The following is a 21,982-nucleotide window of genomic DNA, read 5'->3' as shown; positions in this document are numbered from 1 at the left end:
GCCCTGTCCGGCGATGAATGGGAATGCCGTCCGTCGCCGGCCACGCCCGTGGCACAAGGCGGCGAGGGTGGGATCGGGGCGCGTCCTTGAGCGGTGCAGACAGCAGCATGGCGAGCGCGGGCCGGTGAGGGCAAAGAAAAAATGCTTGCCGAAAAAAACAACGATCAATATAGTCGTAGATATCGACGGTCGATGTCGCCATCTAGCGCAGCCGTACCCCGGCATGCAACTGGCGCCGTCGAGAGCCCGACCCCATTCGAACCGAACACGACCCTTACCTGTTGGAGAAACGAGCATGAAACAGCGCATCCTGATCGTCGGTGCAGGCTTCGGTGGCCTGTGGAGCGCACTCAGCGCCACCCGCCTGCTGGACATCCATGGCCGCACCGATGTCGAGGTCGCCGTCCTCGCGCCCCAGGCCGAGCTGCGTGTCCGCCCGCGCTTCTACGAAGCCGGCGTGCACCGCATGAAGGCGCCCCTGGGCGAGCTGTTCGCAGCCGTCGGCGTGCGCTTCGTCAAGGGGCTGGTGGAGCGCATCGATGTGGCAGGCAAGCGCGTGGCCTACCGCGACGAGCAGGGGGAGGCCTCCGAGCTGGCCTACGACCGCCTGGTCCTGGCCACCGGCAGCAGCGTGGTCCGGCCGAAGATGGCCGGTGTCGAGCACGCCTTCGATGTCGACCAGATCGAAGAAGCCATGCGTCTGGAAGAACACATCCGCGCGCTCGGCTCGCGTCCGGCCACCCGGGCCCGGAACACCGTGGTGGTCGCCGGCGGCGGCTTCACCGGCATCGAGACCGCCACCGAAATGCCGGCCCGCCTGCGCGAGGCCCTGGGCGACGACGCCGAGGTGCAGGTCATCGTGGTCGACCGTGGCAGCCGGATCGGCGCTGCCCTGGGCGATGGGCCGCGTGCGCAGATCATCGAAGCCTCGGAAGCGCTGGGCATCCAATGGTGCCTGGATGCCAGCGTCGCCTCGGTGGATGCCGGCGGCGTGACCCTCGCCGATGGCCGCCGCATCGACGCCGACACCGTGGTCTGGACCGTGGGCGTGCGCGCCAGCTCGCTGACCGAACAGATCCCCGCCGAGCGCGATGCGCAGGGGCGCCTGCACGTGGACCGCAGCCTCAAGGTGATCGGCCAGGACGCGGTCTACGCCACGGGCGACGTTGCCTACGCCGCCTGCGATGACCTGGGCCACTTCGCCCTGATGTCCTGCCAGCACGCCATTGCCCTGGGGCGCTCGGCCGGCAACAACGTCGCTGCCGACCTGCTCGGCGTCGAGCCCATTCCCTACAGCCAGCCCAAGTACGTCACCTGCCTGGACCTCGGTGCCTGGGGCGCCGTGTACACCGAAGGCTGGGATCGCCAGGTCAAGCTGGAGCGCGAGGAAGGCAAGCAGCTCAAGACCCAGATCAACAGCGTGTGGATCTACCCGCCGGCGGCCGACCGTGTCGAAGCGCTGGCCGCTGCGGACCCGCTGATCCCGGTCGTCGCGTAAACCGGGACGTCACCCCAGGCCCCGCCGGTCGCAGGACCGGCGGGGTTTTTTGCATGGGTGGGTTGCGCGAGGCTCACGAAACACCGCCCGACCCATCCGTATGCACACCCGCAGGATGGGTAGAGCGAAGCGAACCCCATGCGGTTGCATGCCCGCACCGTGCAAACAGGCGACGCTTCGCGGATGAATCCGCGCCCACGGCAGGGCCACCCCCAGGCACTGCCCGAGGAGCGGGCTCTACTGGCGATGCGCCCCGCATCAGGCCGGCCGCTGCATCACCACCAGGCGCAGGGCGAGGGCGCCGAACAGGCTGGCCAGACCCCACTTCTGCAGGTTGGCGAAGCGCCCGCGCCCGCCGAGGCGCCGACCCAGGGAGCCGCCGAACAGCCCGAGGCCCACGTGGAAGAGGAAGGCCAGCAGGGTGAGCAGGGCGCCCAGCAGCAGGAGCTGGGCGCTGATCGGGCCGCGCTCCGGCACCACGAACTGCGGCAGGAAGACGATGAAGAACAGCAGCGCCTTGGGGTTGAGCAGGCTGTTGAGGGTGGCGCGTACCAGCACCGTCCGCAGTGCCACCCACTCCACGGCGGAGCCACCGGCAGCAGCGCTGCTGCACAGGATCTTCCAGGCCATCCAGGCGAGGTAGAGCGCACCGGCGAAGCGGATGATGTCGAAGGAGGGCGGCCAGGCCGCCACCAGGCCGGTGATGCCGGCGGCGGTGAGCAGGGTCAGGATCGCATCCGCCAGGCTGATCCCCAGCGCCGCGGCGACACCACCACGCCACCCATGTGAAACCCCGTGGCTGATGACGAACGCCATGTTCGGCCCTGGCGAAACCAGCAGCAGCGCGACGGCGCAGGTGAAGAGCACGAAGGTGTCGAGGTCGGGCATGGCAGCGGTCCAGGGCGATGCCGCAGGGCGCGGTCGGTAGCGGAACACTACCCGGCCGTCGCCCTCGTCACCCGCTACAGCTGCACTGTTTTTTCGTGGAACACACGGCCTCAGGGGAGGGTGAGCGCCGGCGAGGTGGTCAGCGTCAGGCTCTGCAGCGTACAGCCGCCCAAGGGCTGGCTGGATGCCGAGAGGCTGTTGCCGGCGTTGCTCCAGCTCGTGGCCAGCACCGTGGCACCGGTGCCACAGGTGATGGTGCCGATCCTGATGCTCATGCCGGAGAAGTTCACGGCCGTTGCGCTGGTCGGCTGCCAGCCCCAGGGCAGGCCCTGCACGGCGACGGTCGAGCAGATCGGGTTGGCGCCGCCGATGGTGGCGGCGTTCAGCTGCGCCACACCGCCGTTGGCCAGGCCATGGACCGTGAGGGTGCAGGTCGCGGCGGGCAGCGCCGGGTTGTACTTGACGGTCAGCGGCCCGGTGGCGGTGAAGAGCCCCCAGGGGGTGAAGGCGGAGGAGGCCAGGGACCAGATGCCCAGGCCGAGCAGGGCCAGTATCTTCAGGGCGGTTCCGTAGGGATTCATCGTGTCGTTCCTTGCTTCGGAGTGCGGTCGCCCGGTGGCTGTCCTTGGCGCGGGGCGGTAGGGGCAGGCTAGACGCCATGGCTCGCCCGCCCCAGCCAGCCAAAGGATGGCGTGGAAAAGGCAGCAGCGGCGCCGTGGGAAGAAGCTACCCAGCGTGCACCCTGCATGGCCGCTCGACGCGCCCCGGTCACCTCTCTAATATGCAACCATTCGCTTGGATATCCGGACCTCGCCTTGACCCCTGCCCACGACCCCGCCGCCGGTTCCACCGCCTCGACGGCCGACCGAATCCTGCTGCTGGTGAAGACCCGCGGCCCGCTGTCCACCGCCACCCTGGCCCAGGTGCTGGAAATGACGCCCGAGGCAGCGCGCCAGCAGGTGCAGAAGCTGGTGGCGGCCGGGCTGCTGGCCGGGCGCCAGGAGCCGGTTTCCGGTGCGGGGCGGCCACGGCAGGCCTGGGTGCTCACCGACGCCGGCTATGCCCGTTTCCCCGATACCCATGCGCAGCTCACGGTGCAGCTGATCGCTTCGGTGCGCCAGCTGTTCGGCGAGGAGGGGCTCGACCGGCTGATCTGCCAGCGCGAGGCCGAATCGCGTGCGGTCTATCGCCAGGCCTGTGGCGACCGCGACCTGCCGCAACGCCTGGAACGACTGGCCGAGGTGCGCTCGGCCGAGGGCTACATGGCGCGGGTCGAGCGCGATGGCGACGACTGGCTGCTGATCGAGGACCACTGCCCGATCTGCGTGGCGGCACAGGCCTGCCAGGGCTTCTGCCGCTCCGAGCTGCAGCTGTTCCAGGAAATCATCGGCGACGAGGCCCGGGTGGTCCGCGAGCAGCACCTGCTGGCCAATGCATCGCGCTGCGTGTACCGCATCAGCCCGCGCTGATCACCACCCGGATCGGCATGTGCGCACCGGGCCCCGCCTTGCGGGCTCAGTCCACGGTGCGCCAGCGTTTGCGCGCGTACTGGTAGGCGGCCAGGTCGGCATAGCCGAGCCGTTCGGCGATTTCCCCACGGCCCAGGCCCTGCAACTCCAGGTGCTGCTCCAGCTCGGCACGCACCAGATCGAGCAATTGGCGGAAGGTCAGCCCTTGTTCCTCCAGGCGCCGGCGCAGGGTGCGCGGGCTCTGGTGCAGGGCCTCGGCCTGGTTCTCCAGGCTCGGCGTCTGGCCCCGCGCCAGGCAGTGGCGCACGCCATCGGCGACCTTGGCGGCCCAGCCGCTGAACTGGCGCTGGCGGGCCAGCCGGCGGTCCAGTTCGCTGGTGAGCAGGTCGAACATGCCCGGGTTGTGCCCGAGCATGGGCAAGGCCAGGGTGGGCGGGTCGAGATACAGGCGGTTGTGCTCGCAGCCGAAGCGGATGTCGTCGCCGAACCAGGTGCGGTACTGGGCATGGTAGGCGGGCCGCGGGAAGCTGAAGCAGGCACGGGCCGGCCGCACTTCGATGCCGGTGCCCCGGCGCAGCTGGGTCAGGGCCATCACGTCGTAATGTTCGATCACATGGCGGGCCAGGCGCTCGGGCGCGTCGATGCGCAGCTCCACCGCCAGGCCCTCGCTGTCCTCCACCAGCGCCAGGCTCTCCATGTCCGAGGCCAGGGGCGCGTAGCGCGCCCAGCAGGACACGGCCTGGGCGACATCCACGCAGTACAGGCACAGCTGGGTGAGCACATGCAGGTCACGGGGCGTGAACTGGGCGAACAGGTGCAGGCCGATGGCCGGATCATGGCGGGCCGCCGCCGCCCATAGCTGTTCCAGCTCCGCGAGCTGATAGTCACGTCGGGCACCAGGGGTCCTCGCATCGAGGTAGCGCTCCAGCACCTGGCCCATGGCTCCGCGATGGAAGCGGCGGACCGGCGACTTGGCCCCGATTCGGGTATTTCTGTCCTCTTCTCGCATAGGGCGCGGTCGTGTCCTGGTTTCTGATGGCGGTGCAATGCCCCTGTCGGGCCGGAACGAGATTGCCATGAATACAACAACGCTCGCCAACAACCCCACGCTGATCGTCGCTGCCATCTTCCTCGGATTCATCCTGCTGGAGGTGGCCTGTGCCTGCTTCCGCCAACCCCAGGGCCGGCGCCGTGACGCCTTGATCGAGATCATCGGCTCCAGCCTGCTGCTGGGCTTCACCTTCCCCCTGGTGATGACCGCCAGCGCCTGGCTGCTGGACCAGGTCGCGCCGGAGGCGAAGGGCAGCCTCGCCGGCCTGCCCTGGCTCGCCGGGTTCGCGCTGTTCCTGGTGTTCGACGATCTCACCCAGTACGCGTGGCACCGCCTGGCACACCGCGTACCGCTGCTCTACGCGCTGCACCGTGCGCATCATTCGGCGCCCTACATGAGCATCCGCATCGTCTACCGCAACAACAGCTTCTACTACCTGCTGATGCCGGGCCTGTGGTTGAGCGGCATGCTGATCCACATGGGGCTGGCGCAGGTCTACTACCTCTACCTGATCCTCAAGATGTGCGTGATCTTCGGGGCCCATAGCAGCGTGCCCTGGGACGACCGGCTGTACCGCATCCGCACGTTGCGCCCGCTGATGTGGCTGCTGGAACGCACCGTTTCCACGCCGTCCACCCATTCGGCCCATCACGGCCTGAGCGCCGAAGACGGCGTGACCCACTACAAGGGCAACTACGGCAACCTGCTGTTCTTCTGGGACGTGCTGTTCGGCACCGCGAAGATCACCCGTCGCCGTCCGGAGCGCTATGGCATCGAGCACCTGCGACCTGTCAGCTGGCAGCACGAGCTGTTCTGGCCGCTGGTGCGCGAACGGGCGCCGGTGCCGCAAGTGCGGGAAACCGTCGAGGACGCGGACAAGGTCGCCGGTTGACTGCCCTGCGGGGCGTCGCCCAGGACAGCGCGAGCTCCCGCCGGAGCTTCAGCTCACCAGGTAGATGTCGGCGGGGTGCCAGGCGCATGCGAGCGGATGCTTCGCGGGCCTGCCCCGCGTATCATCCGCCGATCCCGAGCCCGGCCCCCTGCCGGTTCTGCCAATGCCCCGGAGCCCACATGGACAAGCTGCTGGCCCTGAAGATGTTCGTCGCCGCCGTGGACGCCAAGGGCTTCTCGGCGGCCGCGCGAGGCCTCGGGCTGGCCACCTCCTCGGTGACACGCATGGTCGATGCACTGGAGCAGGAGCTGGGCACGGTGCTGCTGAATCGCTCGACCCGCCAGGTGACGGTCACCGAGGCCGGCGCCGCCTACTACCAGAGCGCGCGCCAGGTGCTGGAATACCTGGCCGAGGCCGACGCCTCGGTGATGGACGGCGGCGAGGAGCCCAGCGGGCCGCTGCGGGTCTCTGTGCCCACCGCCTTCGGCCGGCGCATGATCTCGCCGCACATCGGCGGGCTCCTGGCGCGTCACCCGCGCCTGGAGCTGGACATCACCCTCACCGACGAAATCGTCGATCTGCTTGGCGAACGGGTCGACCTGTCGATCCGCCTCGGGGCGGCCGCGCCCATGGACGGCGTGGTGGCCAGGACCCTCGGCGAGTTCCGTCGCCATGTGGTGGCAAGCCCCGCCTACCTCGCAGAGCGGGGCACCCCGGCGCAGCCGCTGGAACTGGCCGAGCACGACTGCCTGCGCTTCAACTACGGCGCCGCGCGTCAGGTCTGGACCTTCCAGGGGCCCGAGGGCGAAGTCCGCGTGCCGGTGCGTGGGCGGCTGCGCAGCAACAACATCGAGGTGCTGCGCGAGGTGGCGCTGGCCGGGTCGGCGGTGGCACTGCTGCCGGACTGGCTGGTGGACGACGACATCGCCGCGGGCCGCCTGCTGTCGCTGTTCCCGGGGCAGCGGATCAACGCGGACGACACCCGCTCGCTGATCACCGCGCTCTACCTGCCGAGCCACCGTGCCTCGCGGCGGGTCGCGGCCTTCATTGCGTTCGTCGGCGGCCTGCTCTGAGGCACCTGGCATTGCGCAAAAGGCAAAGCCGCTTTGCGCAGCGAACGGATTCCCCCGGGCGGTGCTGTTGCCCAGGATAGGCGCCACGAACCGTTCCACCCCGAGGACCCTCCGATGACCCCTTCCAGCCATTCCGCGCCCCAGGCGATCAGCCGTGGCCTGGTGCTGCTCTTCGCCATCTGCTGCGGCGCCATCGTCGCGAACATCTACTACGCCCAGCCGATCATCGAGCTGATCGCGCCCGATGTCGGCATCTCCACCCACGGCGCCAGCCTGATCGTCTCCCTGACCCAGGTCGGCTACGCCCTCGGCCTGTTCTTCCTGGTGCCCCTGGCGGACCTTTTGGAGAACCGCCGGCTGATGATCGCCACCATCGGCGTCACCTTCGCCAGCCTCGTGGGCATGGCGCTGACCCATGCCCCCGGCCCGCTGCTGCTGGTGTCGGCGCTGATCGGCTTCAGCTCGGTCTCGGTGCAGATGCTGATCCCCCTGGCCGCGCACCTGGCGCCGGAGGAGTCCCGGGGCCGAGTGGTCGGCGGGATCATGGGCGGGCTGCTGCTGGGCATCCTCCTGGCACGGCCGCTGTCGAGCGTCGTGGCCGACCACTTCGGCTGGCGTGCGGTATTCTTCGGCGCCGCCGGGCTGATGCTGGTGATCGCCGGGGTGGTGGCCGTGGCGCTGCCCAGCCGGCAACCCGATCACCGCGCCAGCTACGGGCAACTGCTGGCCTCGCTCTGGCACCTGTTCCGTCGCGAGCCGGTGCTGCGCCAGCGTTCGCTGTACCAGGCGCTGATGTTCGGCACCTTCAGCCTGTTCTGGACCGCGGTGCCGCTGGAGCTGTCACGCAACCACGGGCTGTCCCAGTCGCAGATCGCGCTGTTCGCCCTGGTCGGCGCCATCGGGGCCATCGCCGCGCCCATCGCCGGGCGCCTGGCGGATGCGGGCCATACCCGCAGCATGTCGCGTCTCGCCATGCTGCTGGCCATCCTCAGCTTCCTGCCCGCGCTGTTCGGCCTGCCGTGGGGCGTGGTGGGGCTGGCACTGACCGGCGTGCTGCTGGACTTCGCGGTGCAGATGAACATGGTCCTCGGCCAGCGCGAGGTCTACGCCCTGGATGCCGCCAGCCGTGGCCGCCTCAACGCGCTGTACATGACCAGCATCTTCATCGGCGGCGCCGTCGGCTCCTCCATCGCCAGCCTGCTGTTCGAGCAGGCTGGCTGGCAGGCCGTCGCCCTGGTGGGCGCCGCGCTGCCGCTGCTGGCCCTGGTCGCCTTCGGCCTGCATGCCCGCCAGGGCGCACGGGGTGAAGCCCAGGTGGGGTAACGGGGTGTAGGGGCGAATTCTATTGGCTCTGTCTGCGTTAAGTGTTGTTAGAGGACTTGAGCCCAGCTGATTGCCGAGCTTTGTTGAGGCTTTTCGTTTCGCCCACCCGGGCGAGCCCCTTTTCCAATCGCTGGAACGCCAGCCCGGTGAAAAGGAACCAGAAAACTCGCCCCTCCATACTGGTCTGGCTAAAGCCAGACCTCCCTCGCTCCATCGTCGTTACTCGCTACGCTCGCCCTTCGGGCCGCACTGAAGTGCGTTCACCGCAAGCGGCGTCCAGGGGCCCGCCGCGAAGGGCCATCCCTGGCCCATCGCGGCTCTCGCGACATCCATGTCGCTCAACCCCTGAAACGACGATTCGCTCGGCCTCCTGGGAAGGGGCGTTGGCGGCTGCCCCGACTTTCCCCACTCGGATCCTCACATCGATATGCGCACCAACCCAGCGAGCAGCTAGCGGCGGCTTTCGTAGGATGGCGTAGAGCGAAGCGAAACCCATGCGGTGGAGGTGGCAGAAACCCCTGGGCGCCCGGAACGCACTGTGCTTGAGAGCTCGCCTTAAACCACAACAGCTAACGCAGACAGAGCCGATTCATTCGCCCGGCAGGCCGCAGGGCTGCCATGGCTCGGTGCCCCCGGTAGCGCCGCCTGGTGGATGAGAAAAGCGCCATCCACCCTACGCACCGGTCGGCTACGTGGTTGCGGATAGCGCCCTTGCAGGAGCGGCTTCAGCCGCGAAAGGCCCGCCGCCGGCACCGGGCCGGGAGTGGGTGCAATCGATTTCGCTGATATCCACTAGTGACCGATTGCGTTTCCCGGGGCGCGGCGGCGACGCGAAACTGGCCCCGTCGAATCACTCACCCATCCCCCAGGAGAACCCATCATGAGCCGCTACTTCACCGCCACCCTGCTTGCCGCCGTCGTTGCCAGCAGCGCTTTCAGCGTCAGCGCCGCCGACCACCACGGCGCGATCGAGCGCGCCTTCAAGGATGCCGCCAGCGACCGTGCCTCCGCCGCCCAAGCCCAGGTCGACCGTGGCAACAGCAGCGAAGAGCAACGCAAGGGCCTGCCGCGCTGGTGGCACTGACCCCGGCCGGTTCGCACCGATGTGAAAGGGCGCCCTGAGGCGCCCTTTGTCGTTTCCGCGGTTCGCTGCCGGCTTCAGCTGGCGGTGCGCACCGCCGGGCGGATGTGGTACGCCTCGGTGAAGGCCTGGGCGGAGATGGGGCGGGAGAACAGGAAGCCCTGGCCCTCGCCGCAGCGTTCCAGCTTGAGCCGGGCCCGCTGGGCATCGGTTTCGATGCCCTCGGCGATGGTTTCCAGATCGAAGCTGCGGGCCATGTCGAGGATGGCGCGGACCACCGAGGCGTCGCGGCGGGACTCCAGCATGCCCTGGACGAAGGAACGATCGATCTTGATCCGGCTCAGCGGGTAGGTCTTGAGCAGGATCAGCGAGGCGTAGCCCGTGCCGAAGTCGTCGAAGGCGATGCCCACGCCATGGGCACGCAGGCGCTGCAGGGTCTCCAGCACGATGTCGTCGTTGTCCAGCACGATGTTCTCGGTGACCTCCAGCTCCAGCGCCTCGGGTGGCAGGCCATAGCGGGCCAGGGTCTCCAGCACCTCGGTCACCAGGTCGCCGACGCGGAACTGGGCGCTGAACAGGTTCACCCCCATGCGCATGTCCTCGGCGCCGTTGTTGCGCCAGAAGGCCAGCTGCGCGCAGGCCTCGTCCAGGACCCAGTTGCCCACCCGGGCGGCCAGGGTGCCGCGCTCCAGGGCCGGGAGAAAGTCCTCGGGCGCCAGCAGCCCGCGCTCGGGGTGCTGCCAGCGGATCAGTGCCTCGGCACCCCGCAGGGAGCCATCGCCGAGCCGCACCTGGGGCTGGTAGAACAGCACGAACTCGCCGTTCTCCACCGCCCTGTGCAGCTCCATGGCGTGCAGGTGGCGGCTCACCGCCTCCAGGCGCAGTTCGGGGGTGAAGGCGGCGACCTGGCTGCGGCCGTTGCCCTTGGCCTTGAACAGCGCGAGGTCGGCGTCGCCCACCAGCTCCAGGGCTTCCAGGGCGTGCAGCGGTGCCAGGGCCAGGCCGCAACTGGCGGCCACGCGCACTTCGTGGCCGTCCACCTGGATCGGGCGGGCGATGGTGCCGATGGCCTCCTGGGCCGCCCGCAGCGCGGTCTCGGGCTCGGTGATGCCGGTGAGCAGCAGGGCGAACTCGTCGCCGCCGATGCGCGCCACCAGGTCGTCGGGGCCCGCCAGGGCGGCCAGGCGGAGCGCGACCTCCCGCAGGATGCCATCGCCGATCAGGTGGCCCAGGGTGTCGTTCACGTCCTTGAAGCCGTCCAGGTCGATCATCAGTACCGTCACCGGTCGTGCCGCCAGCAGCGCCTGTTCCGCGCGGCGGTAGAAGCAGCCGCGATTGGCCAGCCCGGTGAGGGCGTCGAAGGTGGCCAGGCGCCGCAGCTCGGCCTCTTCCTGCTGGCGCTGGCTGTCGTCGGTGAGCACCGCCTCGAAGCGCGGATAGCCTTTCTCGCTCCAGGAGGACAACGACATGCCCAGGTCGAATTCGCTGCCGTCCTTGTGCAGGCCCTTGAGCGTGGTCGGCGTGTTCGGGTCGGCCAGGTAGCCGGCGGTCACGGCGCGGCGGATCAGCGCCAGGAAGGGCGGGCGCTCGGCCACCGCCAGCAGGGCTTCCACCGGCAACCCGACGCCTTCCTCGACGGCGTAGCCCAGCAGGCTGGCGGCGGCGGGGTTCCAGGCGAGGACGTGGCCGCGGTGGTCGAACCAGAGCACCGGGGTCTGCGATTGCCCCGCGTAGGTGTCGAAGGCCGGGCGCTTGCGACCGGCACTCACCTCGATGCGGTGCAGCTCCAGGCGGTCGGTGGCCATGCGCGCGAGCTCTCGCAGACGCTCGCGGTCGTCGTCCGAGAAGTCCGGGTGGGGCTGGTCGTCGATGACGCACAGCGCGCCCAGCGGCAGGCCCTCGGCGGAGAGCAGCGGCACCCCGGCGTAGAAACGCAGGTGGGTGGGGCCGACCACCAGCGGGTTGTCGTGGAAGCGCTCGTCGTGGCTGGCGTCGGGCACCACCATCACCTGGTCCTGGGTGATGGCGTGGGCGCAGAAGGACACGTCGCGGCGCATGTCGACCTTGCCGACACCGGTGCTGGCGGCGAAGAACACGTGGTCGCTGCCGATCATGTTCACCGCGGCCAGCGGCATGTCGAACATCCGTGCGGCGATACGCACCACCGGGTCGAGGCTGGAGACCACGCGTTCGTCGTCGAGGCCGTAGTCGGCGAGGGCACGCAGGCGTTCGGCTTCGTTCGGCAACTGCGAGGGACAGCGCATGGCAACCTCCTGTCGATGATCACTCCCTGTCGCAACGCCCTAAGGATAGATGGGCGGTGCCTTGCGCCAGCCCCGGGTGGCCGCGAGCGGACGGACGGCTGCGAGCGCCGCCGGCTTCAGGCCCCGGGCGGGGGTTCGCGCAGCTTGGCCAGGCGCCGATGGATCAGCATCAGCGCGAGGGAAGTGCCCTGGCGCAGCGGTGCGTCCAGGCGGCCGGAGAACATCGGCGGCGGGTCGATGGCACCGCCGGCTTCCAGTTGCCGTGCGATGCGCTCCAGTTCGAAGATGCCGTCGCCTTCGCCCGGACCGGCCTCGCGGGCCCGGGCGATGGCCTCGTCGAGCCGCTGGGCGAGGTCTTGCGGCGCAGCCGTGTCGATGAGGGCTCTGGCCATCTTCAGGCCGGCGAGGTGGGTGTGATCGGGCGTCTTCTGCATGGCGCTTCCTTAGGGGGTCAGGAAGGTAGACCGTTACGCGGATGGGTTGCTCAAGGAATTTGACGTGCCGGCGCGCTGCAAGAACGTACAAGACGCCCCGGTCGCCGGCGGGCGAGGCTGTCGCCCCCACACACGCCGCGCGAGCCTCCCATGCCCCTGCATATCCAGACCCCGCTGATCCATTCCCGCCCCCTGAGCCTGGCCGCCGGCACCGAGGTGTGGCTGAAGCTGGAGGCCCTGCAGCCGGCGGGCTCGTTCAAGCTGCGTGGCATCGGCGCCGCCTGCGAGTTCCATGCGCGTCGGGGCACGCGGCGCTTCATCTCGTCCTCCGGCGGCAACGCGGGCATCGCCGTGGCGTTCGCCGGCCGTTGCCTGTCGATCCCGGTGACGGTGGTGGTGCCGGAAACCACCACCGGACGGGCCAGGGCGCTGATCCGCCAGGAGGGCGCCGAGGTGATCGTCCACGGCAAGGCCTGGCACGAGGCCAATGCCCTGGCGCAATCGATGCTGGGCGAGGCGGACGCCTTCATCCACCCCTTCGATGACCCGCTGCTGTGGCAAGGCCACGCGACCCTGGTGGACGAGGTGGCCGCCAGCGGCTGGCGCCCCGACGCGGTGCTGCTCTCGGTGGGCGGCGGCGGGCTGTTCAGCGGCGTGGTGGAAGGCTTGCAGCGCAACGGCTGGGGCACGGTGCCGGTGATCACCGCCGAAACCGCGGGCGCGGCGTCCTTCGCCGGGGCGCTGGAGGCCGGCCGGCGTATCGAGCTGGAGCGCATCGACAGCGTGGCCACTTCCCTCGGCGCCAGGCAGGTGTGCGAGCGTGCCTTCGAACTGGGGCGCAGCCACCCGGTGCGGGCCCGGGTGGTCAGCGACCGCGCAGCGCTGCAGGCCTGCGAGCGCTTCCTCGAGGACCAGCGCCTTCTCGTCGAGCCGGCCTGTGGCGCGGCGCTGGCCCTGGCCTATGCGGGGGACGAGGCGTTGCGGGGCTTCGAGCGGGTGATGGTGGTGGTGTGCGGCGGGGTGACCGCCAGCCTGGAGCAGATCAGCGCCTGGAAGGCCGCCCAGCCGGAAGACTGAGCGGCCGGGCGCTCACTTGACGCCCTGGTCCTCGATGCGGTCGGTGTCGAACAGGGTTTCCAGCTCGGCGCGTGCCTCGCGGGCGGTCTGCATCATGGCGGCGGCATCGCCATGCACCTTGTGCTGGGCGGCCAGCACCTCCTCGTCGTGGCGCTGGAAGCGGCGGATGCGCGCGTTGGCCTGTTCCTCGTCCAGGCCCATGCCGAGCAGCACCTGGCGGCTCATCTCCAGGCTGGAGTGGAAGGTTTCGCGCACCGGCTGGGCGCCGAGGTCGAGCAACTGGTGCACGTGCTGGCGGTCACGGGCGCGGGAGATGACCTTGAGGTGCGGATAGAGGCGGCGCACCAGCTCGGTGGTCTTCAGGTTGGTCACCGGGTCGTCGGTGGCGATGATGAAGAACTCGGCCTTGTCGACCTTGGCCGCGCGGAGGATCTCCGGGCGCAGCGGATCGCCATAGAAGATCGGCATGCGGCCCAGGCTGCGGGACAGCTCGATGGTCTCCACCGAGGTGTCCAGGGCCAGGAACGGCACGCGCTGGGCGCGCAGCACACGGGCGACGATCTGGCCCATGCGGCCGGTGCCGGCGATCACCACCCGAGGCGAGTCGCTGTCGATCCGCTCGTACTCCGGCGGTACGTTCACCGGCGCTGGCCGGGCCCTGGCCAGGCGGTTGATGGCCAGGATCAGCAGCGGCGTCAGCGCCATGGACAGGGTGATGGCCAGCACCAGGAAACCGTGCAGGCGGGCCTCGAACAGGCCCTGGTCGCGGGCCATCTTGAACACCACGAAGGCGAATTCACCCCCGGCGGCCAGGACCACACCCAGGCGCAGCGCGCTATGCCGGGTGAGCCCGCCGGCGCTGCGGCCGAGCAGGTAGAGCACCGGGAACTTGAGGGCGATCAGCAGCGCCGTGAGGCCCAGCACCAGCAGCGGCTGGCCCAGCAGCAGGCTGAGGTCGGCACTCATGCCCACGCTGATGAAGAACAGCCCCAGCAGCAGGCCCTTGAACGGCTCGATCTGGGCTTCCAGCTCGTGGCGGTATTCCGAGTCCGCCAGCAGCAGGCCGGCGAGGAAGGCACCGAGGGCCATGGATACGCCGGCCAGCTCCATCAGCCAGGCGGTGCCGATCACCACCAGCAGCGCAGTGGCGGTGGACACCTCCTGCAAGCCGGTGCGCGCCACCACGCGGAACACCGGGCGCAGCAGGAAGCGGCCACCGATGACCACCAGGCCGATGCTGCCGACCACTTCGGCGAGGTGGGCCAGCTGGCCGTCGTCGTCGCGGGCGGCAGTGGCACCGCTGAGCAGCGGGATCAGGGCGATCAGCGGGATGGCCGCGATGTCCTGGAACAGCAGGATGGCGAAGGCCAGGCGGCCGTGGGGGCTGGTCAGCTCCTTGCGTTCGGCGAGGATCTGCAGGCCGAAGGCGGTGGAGGACAGCGCCAGGCCCAGGCCGAGCACCACGGCGCTCTGCCAGGTGCTGGCGACGGCCAGGTAGGCGATGCCGGCGATCAGCGCGCCGGTGAGCAGCACCTGGGCCAGGCCGACGCCGAACACCGAGCGGCGCATGACCCAGAGGCGCCGGGGCGAGAGCTCCAGGCCGATGATGAACAGCAGCAGCACCACGCCCAGCTCGGACAGGTGGCTGACGCTCTGCGGGTCGCTGACCAGGCGCAGGACGGAGGGGCCGATCAGCACGCCGGCCAGCAGGTAGCCGAGCACGGCACCCAGTTGCAGGCGCTTGGCCAGAGGCACGGCAAGGACGGCGGCGAGCAGGAAGACCACGGCGACCTGCAACGAGCTGCCTTCATGGGGCATGGGAGTTTCCTTGGGCTGACTTGCGAAAGATCCGACGGAGCGGCAGAGGGCGCAAGGATAGGGGGTGCGGGCCGCCGCTGTCACGGAGCGGCCCTGTGTCCGGTTGGCGCGGTGCCTGCGCGGGGCGCGAAAATCCTGGCCCCCGCCCGGCGGGCGGCTATCCTGCTGCGGTCCCGGACAAGGAGCCCACTGCCATGAACGTGCTACGCCTGGTGGCCAACTTCGCCACCCCCGATCCCGCCGCGCTGGCGGACTTCTATCGCCGCCTGCTGGGCCTCGACCTGGTGATGGACCATGGCTGGATCCTCACCCTGGCGTCCCCGGAGGCGGTGCGCATGCGCCCGCAATTGAGCCTGGCCAGCGAAGGCGGCTCGGGTACGCCGGTGCCGGACCTGTCCGTCGAGGTGGACGACGTGGCAGAGGCTCATCGACGTGCCCTGGCGTTGGCGGCTGAGATCGTCCACCCGCTGACCGACGAGCCCTGGGGCGTGCGACGCTTCTTCGTGCGCGACCCGGCGGGGCGGGTGCTGAATGTGCTGGAGCACCTGTAGCGGGAACCGCGTTTGCACGGATGCGGGGGCTCGGGTGGGGGCAGTGCTCCCGGGCTGCAGCTGTGCTACATCCGGGCTGCGCGTCCCGGCGTGATCGCTCTACAATCGGCCCCCCACTGCACGCGCCAGGCAACCATGACAGGCACCGTCGTCGAGAAAGGCACCATTTCCGTCCAGCTGGTCCGCGAGGCTTTGCAGGAGCTGCGTGCCCGTGGCCTCGACGCGCAGCCGCTGCTGCTGCACGCCGGGATCGCCGCCGAGGCGCTGGAGCGGCCTTATGGGCGGGTCTCCACGCAGCAGTACGCGCGTCTCTGGCTGCGCCTGGCCGAATGCATGGACGATGAATTCTTCGGCATGAACCCGAGGCGCATGAAGTCCGGCAGCTTCGCCTTCATGGCCCGCGCGGCCTTGAAGGAGGCCTGCCTGGGGGATGCGCTGGAAGGCATTCTCGGCTTCCTCGGCCTGGTGTTCGACGGCCTCTCGCCGCGCCTGGTGCGCCAGGGCGGGATGGCGGAGATCGTGCTGGAGGAGGGGCCGGGCGAGGCCCAGCGCGCCTTCGCCTACTTCACCCTGTGGATGATCGTCCACGGCCTGGCCTGCTGGCTGGCCGGGCGGCGCATTGCCATCCTCGCCATCGACCTGCGTTGCCCGGCGCCCGAGTACATCGAGGACTACCGGGTGATGTTCAGCGACAACCTGCGCTTCGCCCGGCCGCGCACGCGCCTGCTGTTCAATGCCGATTGCCTGGAGCTGCCTGTGCGCCGCAGCGAGCGCGAGCTCAAGCGCTTCCTCGGTGGCGCGCCGGCCAACATCCTGGTGCGCTACCGCGACCCGCAGAGCCTGGCGGCGCGCATCCGCGCCTACCTGCGCAGCCTGCGCCCCGAGCGCTGGCCGGACCTGGAGGCGCTGTCCAGCCACTTCTACATGGCGCCTTCGACCCTGCGCCGCAAGCTGGCGCTGGAGGACCAGTCCTACCAGGCGCTCAAGGACCAGGTCCGCCGTGACCTGGCCATCGCCAGGCTGGACAGCGGCGAGGGCAACTTCGCCGAACTGGCCTTCGAGCTGGGCTTCGCCGACGCCAGCGCCTTCTACAAGGCCTTCCGCAAATGGACCGGCACCACGCCGGGGCAGTACCGCGAGCTGATGCACCCGGGCCCGCCGCCGACCTGAGCTGGCCAGTGGCCGTTGTCAAAATCGCTCGCCCAGGTTGGCGCCATTCGACATTGCCGGCGGGCAAGGCCGGTCCGAAGATTCCGCCCACTACAAGAACGAAGCGGAGTCACCGTCCATGCGCGACTACCACGAGGCTGCACGCCGGTTCGACCTGGCCGAGGCGTTCGCCGCCACCCTGGCGGGCACGCCGGAGGCCCTCAACGCCTGTATCGAATGCTGTGACCGCCACGCCGAACCGGGGCGCGTGGCACTGGTCTGGGAAGGCCGTGACGGCCGTCGCGAGGACTGGACCTTCGCCCGCCTGAAGGAAGCCAGCGCCCGCTTCGCCCACCACCTGCGCGAACGGGGCATCGGCCCGGGGGATTGCGTCTCCGGCCTGCTGCCGCGTACCCCGGAGCTGCTGGTCACCATCCTCGGCACCTGGCGCGTCGGCGCCGTCTACCAGCCGCTGTTCACCGCCTTCGGGCCCAAGGCCATCGAGCACCGCCTGCAATGCGGCCAGTCGCGCCTGGTGGTGGTGGACACCGCCAACCGCGCCAAGCTGGACGAAGTGGCGCAGGTGCCGGCGATCCTCACCGTCGGTGCCGTGGAGGAGGGCGGTTGCGCCTTCTGGAAGGCCCTCGAACGCCAGGACACTGACTTCGAGCCGGTCATGCGCCGCGCCGAAGACCCCTTCCTGCTGATGTGCACCTCCGGCACCACCGGGCTGCCCAAGGCCCTGCAGGTGCCGCTGCGGGCCATCCTCGCCTTCGTCGGCTACATGCGCGACGCGGTGGGCCTGCGCGAGGACGACCGTTTCTGGAACCTGGCCGACCCCGGCTGGGCCTATGGCCTCTACTACGCCGTGACCGGGCCGTTGGCCATGGGCCACGCCACCACCTTCTTCGAGGGCGGCTTCAGCGTCGAGAGCACCTGCCGGATCATCCGCGAGCTGGGCATCACCAACCTGGCCGGCTCGCCCACCGCCTTCCGCCTGCTGCTGGCGGCGAAGGAGGAGGTGGAGCCGGAGCTCAAGGGCCGGCTGCGCGCGGTGAGCAGTGCCGGCGAGCCCCTGACCCCGGAGGTGATCCGCTGGTTCGCCGAGGGCCTGGGCGCCCCCATCCACGACCATTACGGCCAGACCGAGCTGGGCATGGTGCTGTGCAATCACCACGAGCTGGCGCACCCGGTGCGCATCGGCGCCGCCGGCTTCGCCGTGCCCGGGCACCGCGTGGTGGTGCTGGACGACGCCCAGCGCGAACTGCCGGCGGGGCAGCCGGGCATCCTCGCCATCGACCGCGCCCGCTCGCCGCTGTTCTGGTTCCCCGGTTACCTGGGCGGTACTACCAGGGCCTTCGTCGGCGACTACTACCTGAGTGGCGACACCGTGGAGCTGAGCGCCGATGGCAGCATCGCCTTCGTCGGCCGCTCGGACGATGTGATCACCACCTCCGGCTACCGGGTCGGCCCCTTCGACGTGGAAAGCGCGCTGATCGAGCACCCGGCGGTGGTCGAGGCCGCGGTGATCGGCAAGCCGTGCCCGGAGCGCACCGAGCTGGTCAAGGCCTTCGTGGTGCTCAAGCCCGGCCACGCCGGGGACGCTTCCCTGGCCGATGCGCTGCAACAACACGTGCGCAAGCGGCTGTCCGCCCATGCCTACCCGCGCGAGATCGAATTCGTCGCGGAACTGCCCAAGACACCCAGCGGCAAGATCCAGCGTTTTCTCCTGCGCAACCAGGAGATCGCCAGCGCCCAGGCGCGTGCCGCCCACCCATGACCCAGGAGCGACCGACGTGCACATAGAAAACAGAACCTTCCTGATCACCGGCGGCGGCTCCGGCCTTGGCCTCGCCACCGCCCAGGCCCTGCTGGCGCAAGGCGCCCGGGTGGTGCTGGTGGACATCAATGCCGAGGCCGGCGCCGCCCGCGCGGCCGAGCTGGGCGACAACGCCCGCTTCCTGCGCGCCGACATCACCCGCGAGGACGAGGCCCGTGCTGCCGTCGCTGCTGCCGTCGAGGCCTTCGGCGCGGTGCACGGGCTCATCAACTGCGCCGGCATCGCCCCCGCCGAGAAGGTGCTGGGGCGCAAGGGCGTGCATGGCCTGGACAGCTTCCGCCGGGTGGTGGAAGTCAACCTGATCGGCAGCTTCAACATGCTGCGCCTGGTGGCCGAGGCCATGGCCGGCAACGAGCCGGACGAGCAGGGCGAGCGCGGCGTGCTGATCAATACCGCCTCGGTGGCGGCCTTCGACGGGCAGATGGGCCAGGCCGCCTATGCCGCCTCCAAGGGCGGCGTCGCCGCCATGACCCTGCCGCTAGCGCGGGACCTGGCGCGCTCGGGCATCCGCGTGATGTGCATCGCCCCCGGCATCTTCGAGACGCCGATGATGGCCGGCATGCCCCAGGAGGTGCGCGATTCCCTGGCCGCCGACGTACCGTTCCCGCCGCGCCTCGGGCGCCCGGGCGAATACGCCGCGCTGGTGGCCCACATCATCGGCAACACCATGCTCAACGGCGAGGTCATCCGCCTGGATGGCGCGCTGCGCATGGCCGCGAAATGAGGAGAACGTCATGAACGCGAAGATCGACCCCATCGTCATCGTCGGTGCCGCTCGTACCCCCATGGGCGGCTTCCTCGGCGACCTGCGCGAGATGACCGCCGCCGAACTGGGCGCCGCCGCCATCGCCGCCACCCTGGCGCGTGCCGGCGTGGCCGCCGAGGCCGTGGACGAGGTGCTGATGGGCTGCGTGCTGCAGGCCGGCCAGGGCCAGGCACCGGCGCGCCAGGCGGCGCTCGGCGCCGGGCTGCCCCAGGGCGTGGTGTGCTCGACGGTGAACAAGATGTGCGGCTCGGGCATGAAGGCGGCGATGCTCGGCCACGACCTGCTGGCGGCCGGCAGTGCCGCTGTGGTGGTCGCGGGCGGCATGGAGAGCATGTCCAACGCGCCCTACCTGCTGGAGCGCGCACGCACCGGCTACCGCATGGGCCATGGCAAGGTGCTCGACCACATGTTCCTCGACGGCCTGGAGGATGCCTACGACAAGGGCCGCCTGATGGGCACCTTCGCCGAGGATTGCGCCCAGGCCTACGGCTTCACCCGCGAGCAGCAGGACGCCTTCGCCATCGAATCCCTGACCCGTGCGCAGAAGGCCCTGGCCGAAGGCCGTTTTAGCGTCGAGACGGTGGCGGTGCAGGCCCGCTCGGGCCGCGAGGTGCGCGAGGTCGTCGGCGACGAGCAGCCGCCGAAGGCGCGGCTGGACAAGATTCCCACCTTGAAGCCGGCATTCCGCGAGGGCGGCAGCGTCACCGCCGCCAACTCCAGCTCCATTTCCGATGGCGCCGCGGCACTGCTGCTGATGCGCCTGTCGGAGGCGGAGAAACGCGGCCTGACGCCCCTGGCGCGCATCGCCGGGCACGCCTCCTTCGCCCAGGCGCCCGGGCTGTTCACCACCGCGCCGGTGGGCTCGATCCAGCGCCTGCTGGCTCGCACCGGCTGGAACCTGGAACAGGTGGATCTGTTCGAGATCAACGAAGCCTTCGCCGTGGTGCCGATGGTGGCCATGCGCGACCTGGGCATCGCCCACGAACGGCTCAATGTGCACGGTGGCGCCTGCGCGCTCGGCCATCCCATCGGCGCGTCCGGTGCGCGGGTGCTGGTGACCCTGCTCGGCGCCCTCGGCCAGTACGGCCTGAAGCGCGGCATCGCCTCGGTGTGCATCGGCGGCGGCGAAGCCACGGCCGTGGCCATCGAGCGCATGGACTGAAGGAGAGAACGATGATCCCGTCCGAACAAGACCTGCAGATACGCGATGTCGCCCGCCAGTTCGCCCAGGAGCGGCTGAAACCCTTCGCCGCCGACTGGGACCGCGAGCACCGCTTCCCGGCCGAGGCATTGCGCGAGATGGCCCAGCTGGGCTTTCTCGGCATGCTGGTGCCGGAGGCGTGGGGCGGCGCAGCCACCGGGCACCTCGCCTACGCCATGGCCCTGGAGGAGATCGCCGCCGGCGATGGTGCCTGTTCCACGATCATGAGCGTGCACAATTCGGTGGGCTGCATGCCGATCCTCAAGTTCGGCGACGAGGAGCAGAAGCGCCGCTTCCTGCGGCCGCTGGCGGAAGGCTCGATGATCGGCGCCTTCGCCCTCACCGAGCCGCAGGCCGGCTCGGACGCCAGCGACCTGCGCACCCGCGCGCGCCGCGAGGGCGACCACTACGTGCTGGACGGTGCCAAGCAGTTCATCACCTCGGGCAGCCACGCGGGGATGGTGATCGTCTTCGCGGTGACCGACCCGGCCGCCGGCAAGAAGGGCATCAGCGCGTTCATCGTGCCCACCGACACCCCGGGCTACCAGGTGCTGCGGGTGGAGGAGAAGCTCGGCCAGCACGCCTCCGACACCTGCCAGATCCAGCTCGACGGGGTGCGCATCCCCGTCGGGCTGCGCCTGGGCGCGGAGGGCGAGGGCTACCGCATCGCCCTGGCCAACCTGGAAGGCGGGCGCATCGGCATTGCCGCGCAATCGGTGGGCATGGCCCGTGCGGCCTTCGAGGCGGCGCGGGACTACAGCCATGAGCGCAGGACCTTCGGCAAGCCGATCATCGAGCACCAGGCGGTGGCCTTCCGCCTGGCGGACATGGCGACGCAGATCGCCGTGGCGCGGCAGATGGTGCATCACGCCGCTGCCCTGCGGGAGGCGGGGCTGCCCTGCCTGACCGAGGCCTCGATGGCCAAGCTGTTCGCCTCGGAAATGGCGGAGAAGGTCTGCTCGGCGGCGATCCAGACGCTGGGCGGCTATGGCTACCTGAAGGACTTCCCGGTGGAGCGCATCTACCGCGACGTGCGCGTGTGCCAGATCTACGAAGGCACCAGCGACGTGCAGCGCCTGGTCATCGCGCGGAGCCTGTAGGGAAGGGGGGAGGCCGTGCGGCCTCCCGGAGGTCAGCGGTAGGTGGCGCGGGTCTCGGCGCTGCCGAGTGGCGTCTTGCGCGGCGGCTCGTCGCCCTGCCGGGCGCGGCTGAACATCAGGTAGGCATCCAGCAGCAGCGCTTCGAGGCCGGACAGCAGTTGTTCCTGGTACTGCGCCCGTTCGCCGCTGGTGTCGGGGTCATGCTCGTCGAGCGTTTCGCGGATGCGCTGGACCAGGTGGGTGGCCTGTACCAGGCGGTAGTCGCCCAGGGCTTGGCAGGCCTGCGCCGGTGAGTCGGGGCGGATGTCGAGGATCTCCTCGGGGAAGTCCTCGAGCGTGGGGAACTTCAGCGAATCTTCCATGGGTGGGATCTCCTGGGGGCGCGCCTGGTCCAGGCGCCGAAGGTGGCTGTCGGGCAGCTCTGGCGCGCGGGCATCGCGCATGAGCACGTCGAAGTGCGGTCGGGGGAAATGGCGGGCATCAGGCATGGCAAGGTCCTCGCGGCGG

General features: G+C 69.9%; 20 protein-coding genes. 13 read left to right on the top strand and 7 right to left on the bottom strand.

Annotation, left to right across the window (positions count from 1 at the left end; translation table 11 throughout):
• The first annotated feature begins 295 nt into the window (after positions 1-295).
• A complete protein-coding gene (locus tag ACYJSS_RS19485; RefSeq protein WP_111262903.1) occupies positions 296-1,498 on the top strand; it encodes an NAD(P)/FAD-dependent oxidoreductase in 1,203 nt (400 codons plus the stop codon).
• Between the two features lie 258 nt (positions 1,499-1,756).
• On the opposite strand, the gene ACYJSS_RS19480 is transcribed toward ACYJSS_RS19485, so the two are convergent.
• Both ACYJSS_RS19480 and ACYJSS_RS19475 read right to left on the bottom strand, forming a co-directional pair.
• Positions 1,757-2,386 (bottom strand): LysE family translocator, encoded by a 630-nt coding sequence (locus ACYJSS_RS19480; protein ID WP_111262904.1) that lies wholly within the window; start codon positions 2,384-2,386, stop codon positions 1,757-1,759.
• A 110-nt stretch (positions 2,387-2,496) separates the two neighbouring features.
• Positions 2,497-2,967 carry a hypothetical protein gene (locus tag ACYJSS_RS19475; protein WP_111262905.1) on the bottom strand — a complete coding sequence of 157 codons (471 nt, stop codon included), beginning with the start codon at positions 2,965-2,967 and terminating at the stop codon, positions 2,497-2,499.
• A gap of 234 nt (positions 2,968-3,201) precedes the next feature.
• On the opposite strand from ACYJSS_RS19475, the gene ACYJSS_RS19470 reads away from it, so the two are divergent.
• Positions 3,202-3,855, top strand: coding sequence for a helix-turn-helix transcriptional regulator (locus ACYJSS_RS19470; RefSeq protein WP_111262906.1), 654 nt, complete (start codon positions 3,202-3,204; stop codon positions 3,853-3,855).
• A gap of 46 nt (positions 3,856-3,901) precedes the next feature.
• Here the strand turns inward: ACYJSS_RS19470 and ACYJSS_RS19465 are convergent, their stop codons facing one another.
• Positions 3,902-4,864, bottom strand: coding sequence for an AraC family transcriptional regulator ligand-binding domain-containing protein (locus ACYJSS_RS19465; RefSeq protein ID WP_111262907.1), 963 nt, complete (start codon positions 4,862-4,864; stop codon positions 3,902-3,904).
• 67 nt (positions 4,865-4,931) lie between these two features.
• Between ACYJSS_RS19465 and ACYJSS_RS19460 the strand changes: the two genes are divergently transcribed.
• The 4 genes from ACYJSS_RS19460 (at position 4,932) to ACYJSS_RS19445 (ending at position 9,278) form a co-directional block, all read left to right on the top strand.
• A complete protein-coding gene (locus tag ACYJSS_RS19460) occupies positions 4,932-5,798 on the top strand; it encodes a sterol desaturase family protein (protein WP_111262908.1) in 867 nt (288 codons plus the stop codon).
• A gap of 179 nt (positions 5,799-5,977) precedes the next feature.
• A complete protein-coding gene (locus ACYJSS_RS19455) occupies positions 5,978-6,871 on the top strand; it encodes a LysR family transcriptional regulator (RefSeq protein WP_111262909.1) in 894 nt (297 codons plus the stop codon).
• A 114-nt stretch (positions 6,872-6,985) separates the two neighbouring features.
• Positions 6,986-8,194, top strand: coding sequence for an MFS transporter (locus ACYJSS_RS19450; protein WP_111262910.1), 1,209 nt, complete (start codon positions 6,986-6,988; stop codon positions 8,192-8,194).
• 880 nt (positions 8,195-9,074) lie between these two features.
• The gene (locus ACYJSS_RS19445) at positions 9,075-9,278 is read left to right on the top strand and encodes a hypothetical protein (protein WP_111262911.1); all 204 of its coding nucleotides are present in this window, start codon (positions 9,075-9,077) and stop codon (positions 9,276-9,278) included.
• Positions 9,279-9,352: 74 nt separating this feature from the next.
• Here the strand turns inward: ACYJSS_RS19445 and ACYJSS_RS19440 are convergent, their stop codons facing one another.
• Together ACYJSS_RS19440 and ACYJSS_RS19435 are read right to left on the bottom strand one after the other, a co-directional pair.
• Positions 9,353-11,539: a putative bifunctional diguanylate cyclase/phosphodiesterase gene (locus ACYJSS_RS19440; protein ID WP_111262912.1), complete on the bottom strand. Its 2,187-nt coding sequence runs from the start codon at positions 11,537-11,539 to the stop codon at positions 9,353-9,355.
• A gap of 116 nt (positions 11,540-11,655) precedes the next feature.
• Positions 11,656-11,973 (bottom strand): hypothetical protein, encoded by a 318-nt coding sequence (locus tag ACYJSS_RS19435; protein WP_111262913.1) that lies wholly within the window; start codon positions 11,971-11,973, stop codon positions 11,656-11,658.
• 150 nt (positions 11,974-12,123) lie between these two features.
• On the opposite strand from ACYJSS_RS19435, the gene ACYJSS_RS19430 reads away from it, so the two are divergent.
• Positions 12,124-13,050, top strand: coding sequence for a pyridoxal-phosphate dependent enzyme (locus ACYJSS_RS19430; RefSeq protein ID WP_111262914.1), 927 nt, complete (start codon positions 12,124-12,126; stop codon positions 13,048-13,050).
• Between the two features lie 12 nt (positions 13,051-13,062).
• On the opposite strand, the gene ACYJSS_RS19425 is transcribed toward ACYJSS_RS19430, so the two are convergent.
• A complete protein-coding gene (locus tag ACYJSS_RS19425; protein WP_111262915.1) occupies positions 13,063-14,868 on the bottom strand; it encodes a monovalent cation:proton antiporter-2 (CPA2) family protein in 1,806 nt (601 codons plus the stop codon).
• A gap of 194 nt (positions 14,869-15,062) precedes the next feature.
• Between ACYJSS_RS19425 and ACYJSS_RS19420 the strand changes: the two genes are divergently transcribed.
• From ACYJSS_RS19420 to ACYJSS_RS19395, 6 genes are all read left to right on the top strand, one after another.
• Complete coding sequence (locus tag ACYJSS_RS19420) at positions 15,063-15,419, top strand: DUF6894 family protein (RefSeq protein ID WP_111262916.1); 357 nt, start codon at positions 15,063-15,065, stop codon at positions 15,417-15,419.
• 135 nt (positions 15,420-15,554) lie between these two features.
• Positions 15,555-16,589, top strand: a complete 1,035-nt coding sequence (locus tag ACYJSS_RS19415; protein WP_236206243.1) for an AraC family transcriptional regulator — start codon at positions 15,555-15,557, stop codon at positions 16,587-16,589.
• 118 nt (positions 16,590-16,707) lie between these two features.
• Entirely contained in the window at positions 16,708-18,348 is a 1,641-nt protein-coding gene (locus tag ACYJSS_RS19410; protein ID WP_111262918.1) for an AMP-binding protein, read from the top strand.
• Positions 18,349-18,364: 16 nt separating this feature from the next.
• A complete protein-coding gene (locus ACYJSS_RS19405) occupies positions 18,365-19,132 on the top strand; it encodes a 3-hydroxyacyl-CoA dehydrogenase (RefSeq protein WP_111262919.1) in 768 nt (255 codons plus the stop codon).
• 10 nt (positions 19,133-19,142) lie between these two features.
• Positions 19,143-20,336: an acetyl-CoA C-acyltransferase gene (locus ACYJSS_RS19400; RefSeq protein WP_111262920.1), complete on the top strand. Its 1,194-nt coding sequence runs from the start codon at positions 19,143-19,145 to the stop codon at positions 20,334-20,336.
• 11 nt (positions 20,337-20,347) lie between these two features.
• Complete coding sequence (locus tag ACYJSS_RS19395) at positions 20,348-21,475, top strand: acyl-CoA dehydrogenase family protein (protein ID WP_236206244.1); 1,128 nt, start codon at positions 20,348-20,350, stop codon at positions 21,473-21,475.
• A gap of 32 nt (positions 21,476-21,507) precedes the next feature.
• Here ACYJSS_RS19395 and ACYJSS_RS19390 read toward each other — a convergent pair whose 3' ends face one another.
• Positions 21,508-21,963: a hypothetical protein gene (locus ACYJSS_RS19390; RefSeq protein WP_111262922.1), complete on the bottom strand. Its 456-nt coding sequence runs from the start codon at positions 21,961-21,963 to the stop codon at positions 21,508-21,510.
• Between the last annotated feature and the right edge of the window lie 19 nt (positions 21,964-21,982).

It is taken from the genome of Pseudomonas sp. No.21 (assembly GCF_054558415.1).
This window is presented reverse-complemented; position numbering and strand designations above follow the sequence as displayed.

Bases quoted from the DNA above. Each gene is read 5' to 3' on its own strand.
- ACYJSS_RS19440 (WP_111262912.1), bottom strand. From the start codon at position 11,539: ATGCGCTGTCCCTCGCAGTTGCCGAACGAAGCCGAACGCCTGCGTGCC.
- ACYJSS_RS19400 (WP_111262920.1), top strand. From the start codon at position 19,143: ATGAACGCGAAGATCGACCCCATCGTCATCGTCGGTGCCGCTCGTACC.
- ACYJSS_RS19420 (WP_111262916.1), top strand. From the start codon at position 15,063: ATGAACGTGCTACGCCTGGTGGCCAACTTCGCCACCCCCGATCCCGCC.
- ACYJSS_RS19425 (WP_111262915.1), bottom strand. From the start codon at position 14,868: ATGCCCCATGAAGGCAGCTCGTTGCAGGTCGCCGTGGTCTTCCTGCTC.
- ACYJSS_RS19485 (WP_111262903.1), top strand. From the start codon at position 296: ATGAAACAGCGCATCCTGATCGTCGGTGCAGGCTTCGGTGGCCTGTGG.
- ACYJSS_RS19480 (WP_111262904.1), bottom strand. From the start codon at position 2,386: ATGCCCGACCTCGACACCTTCGTGCTCTTCACCTGCGCCGTCGCGCTG.
- ACYJSS_RS19450 (WP_111262910.1), top strand. From the start codon at position 6,986: ATGACCCCTTCCAGCCATTCCGCGCCCCAGGCGATCAGCCGTGGCCTG.
- ACYJSS_RS19435 (WP_111262913.1), bottom strand. From the start codon at position 11,973: ATGCAGAAGACGCCCGATCACACCCACCTCGCCGGCCTGAAGATGGCC.
- ACYJSS_RS19460 (WP_111262908.1), top strand. From the start codon at position 4,932: ATGAATACAACAACGCTCGCCAACAACCCCACGCTGATCGTCGCTGCC.
- ACYJSS_RS19475 (WP_111262905.1), bottom strand. From the start codon at position 2,967: ATGAATCCCTACGGAACCGCCCTGAAGATACTGGCCCTGCTCGGCCTG.
- ACYJSS_RS19410 (WP_111262918.1), top strand. From the start codon at position 16,708: ATGCGCGACTACCACGAGGCTGCACGCCGGTTCGACCTGGCCGAGGCG.
- ACYJSS_RS19390 (WP_111262922.1), bottom strand. From the start codon at position 21,963: ATGCCTGATGCCCGCCATTTCCCCCGACCGCACTTCGACGTGCTCATG.
- ACYJSS_RS19430 (WP_111262914.1), top strand. From the start codon at position 12,124: ATGCCCCTGCATATCCAGACCCCGCTGATCCATTCCCGCCCCCTGAGC.
- ACYJSS_RS19395 (WP_236206244.1), top strand. From the start codon at position 20,348: ATGATCCCGTCCGAACAAGACCTGCAGATACGCGATGTCGCCCGCCAG.
- ACYJSS_RS19455 (WP_111262909.1), top strand. From the start codon at position 5,978: ATGGACAAGCTGCTGGCCCTGAAGATGTTCGTCGCCGCCGTGGACGCC.
- ACYJSS_RS19445 (WP_111262911.1), top strand. From the start codon at position 9,075: ATGAGCCGCTACTTCACCGCCACCCTGCTTGCCGCCGTCGTTGCCAGC.
- ACYJSS_RS19415 (WP_236206243.1), top strand. From the start codon at position 15,555: ATGACAGGCACCGTCGTCGAGAAAGGCACCATTTCCGTCCAGCTGGTC.
- ACYJSS_RS19465 (WP_111262907.1), bottom strand. From the start codon at position 4,864: ATGCGAGAAGAGGACAGAAATACCCGAATCGGGGCCAAGTCGCCGGTC.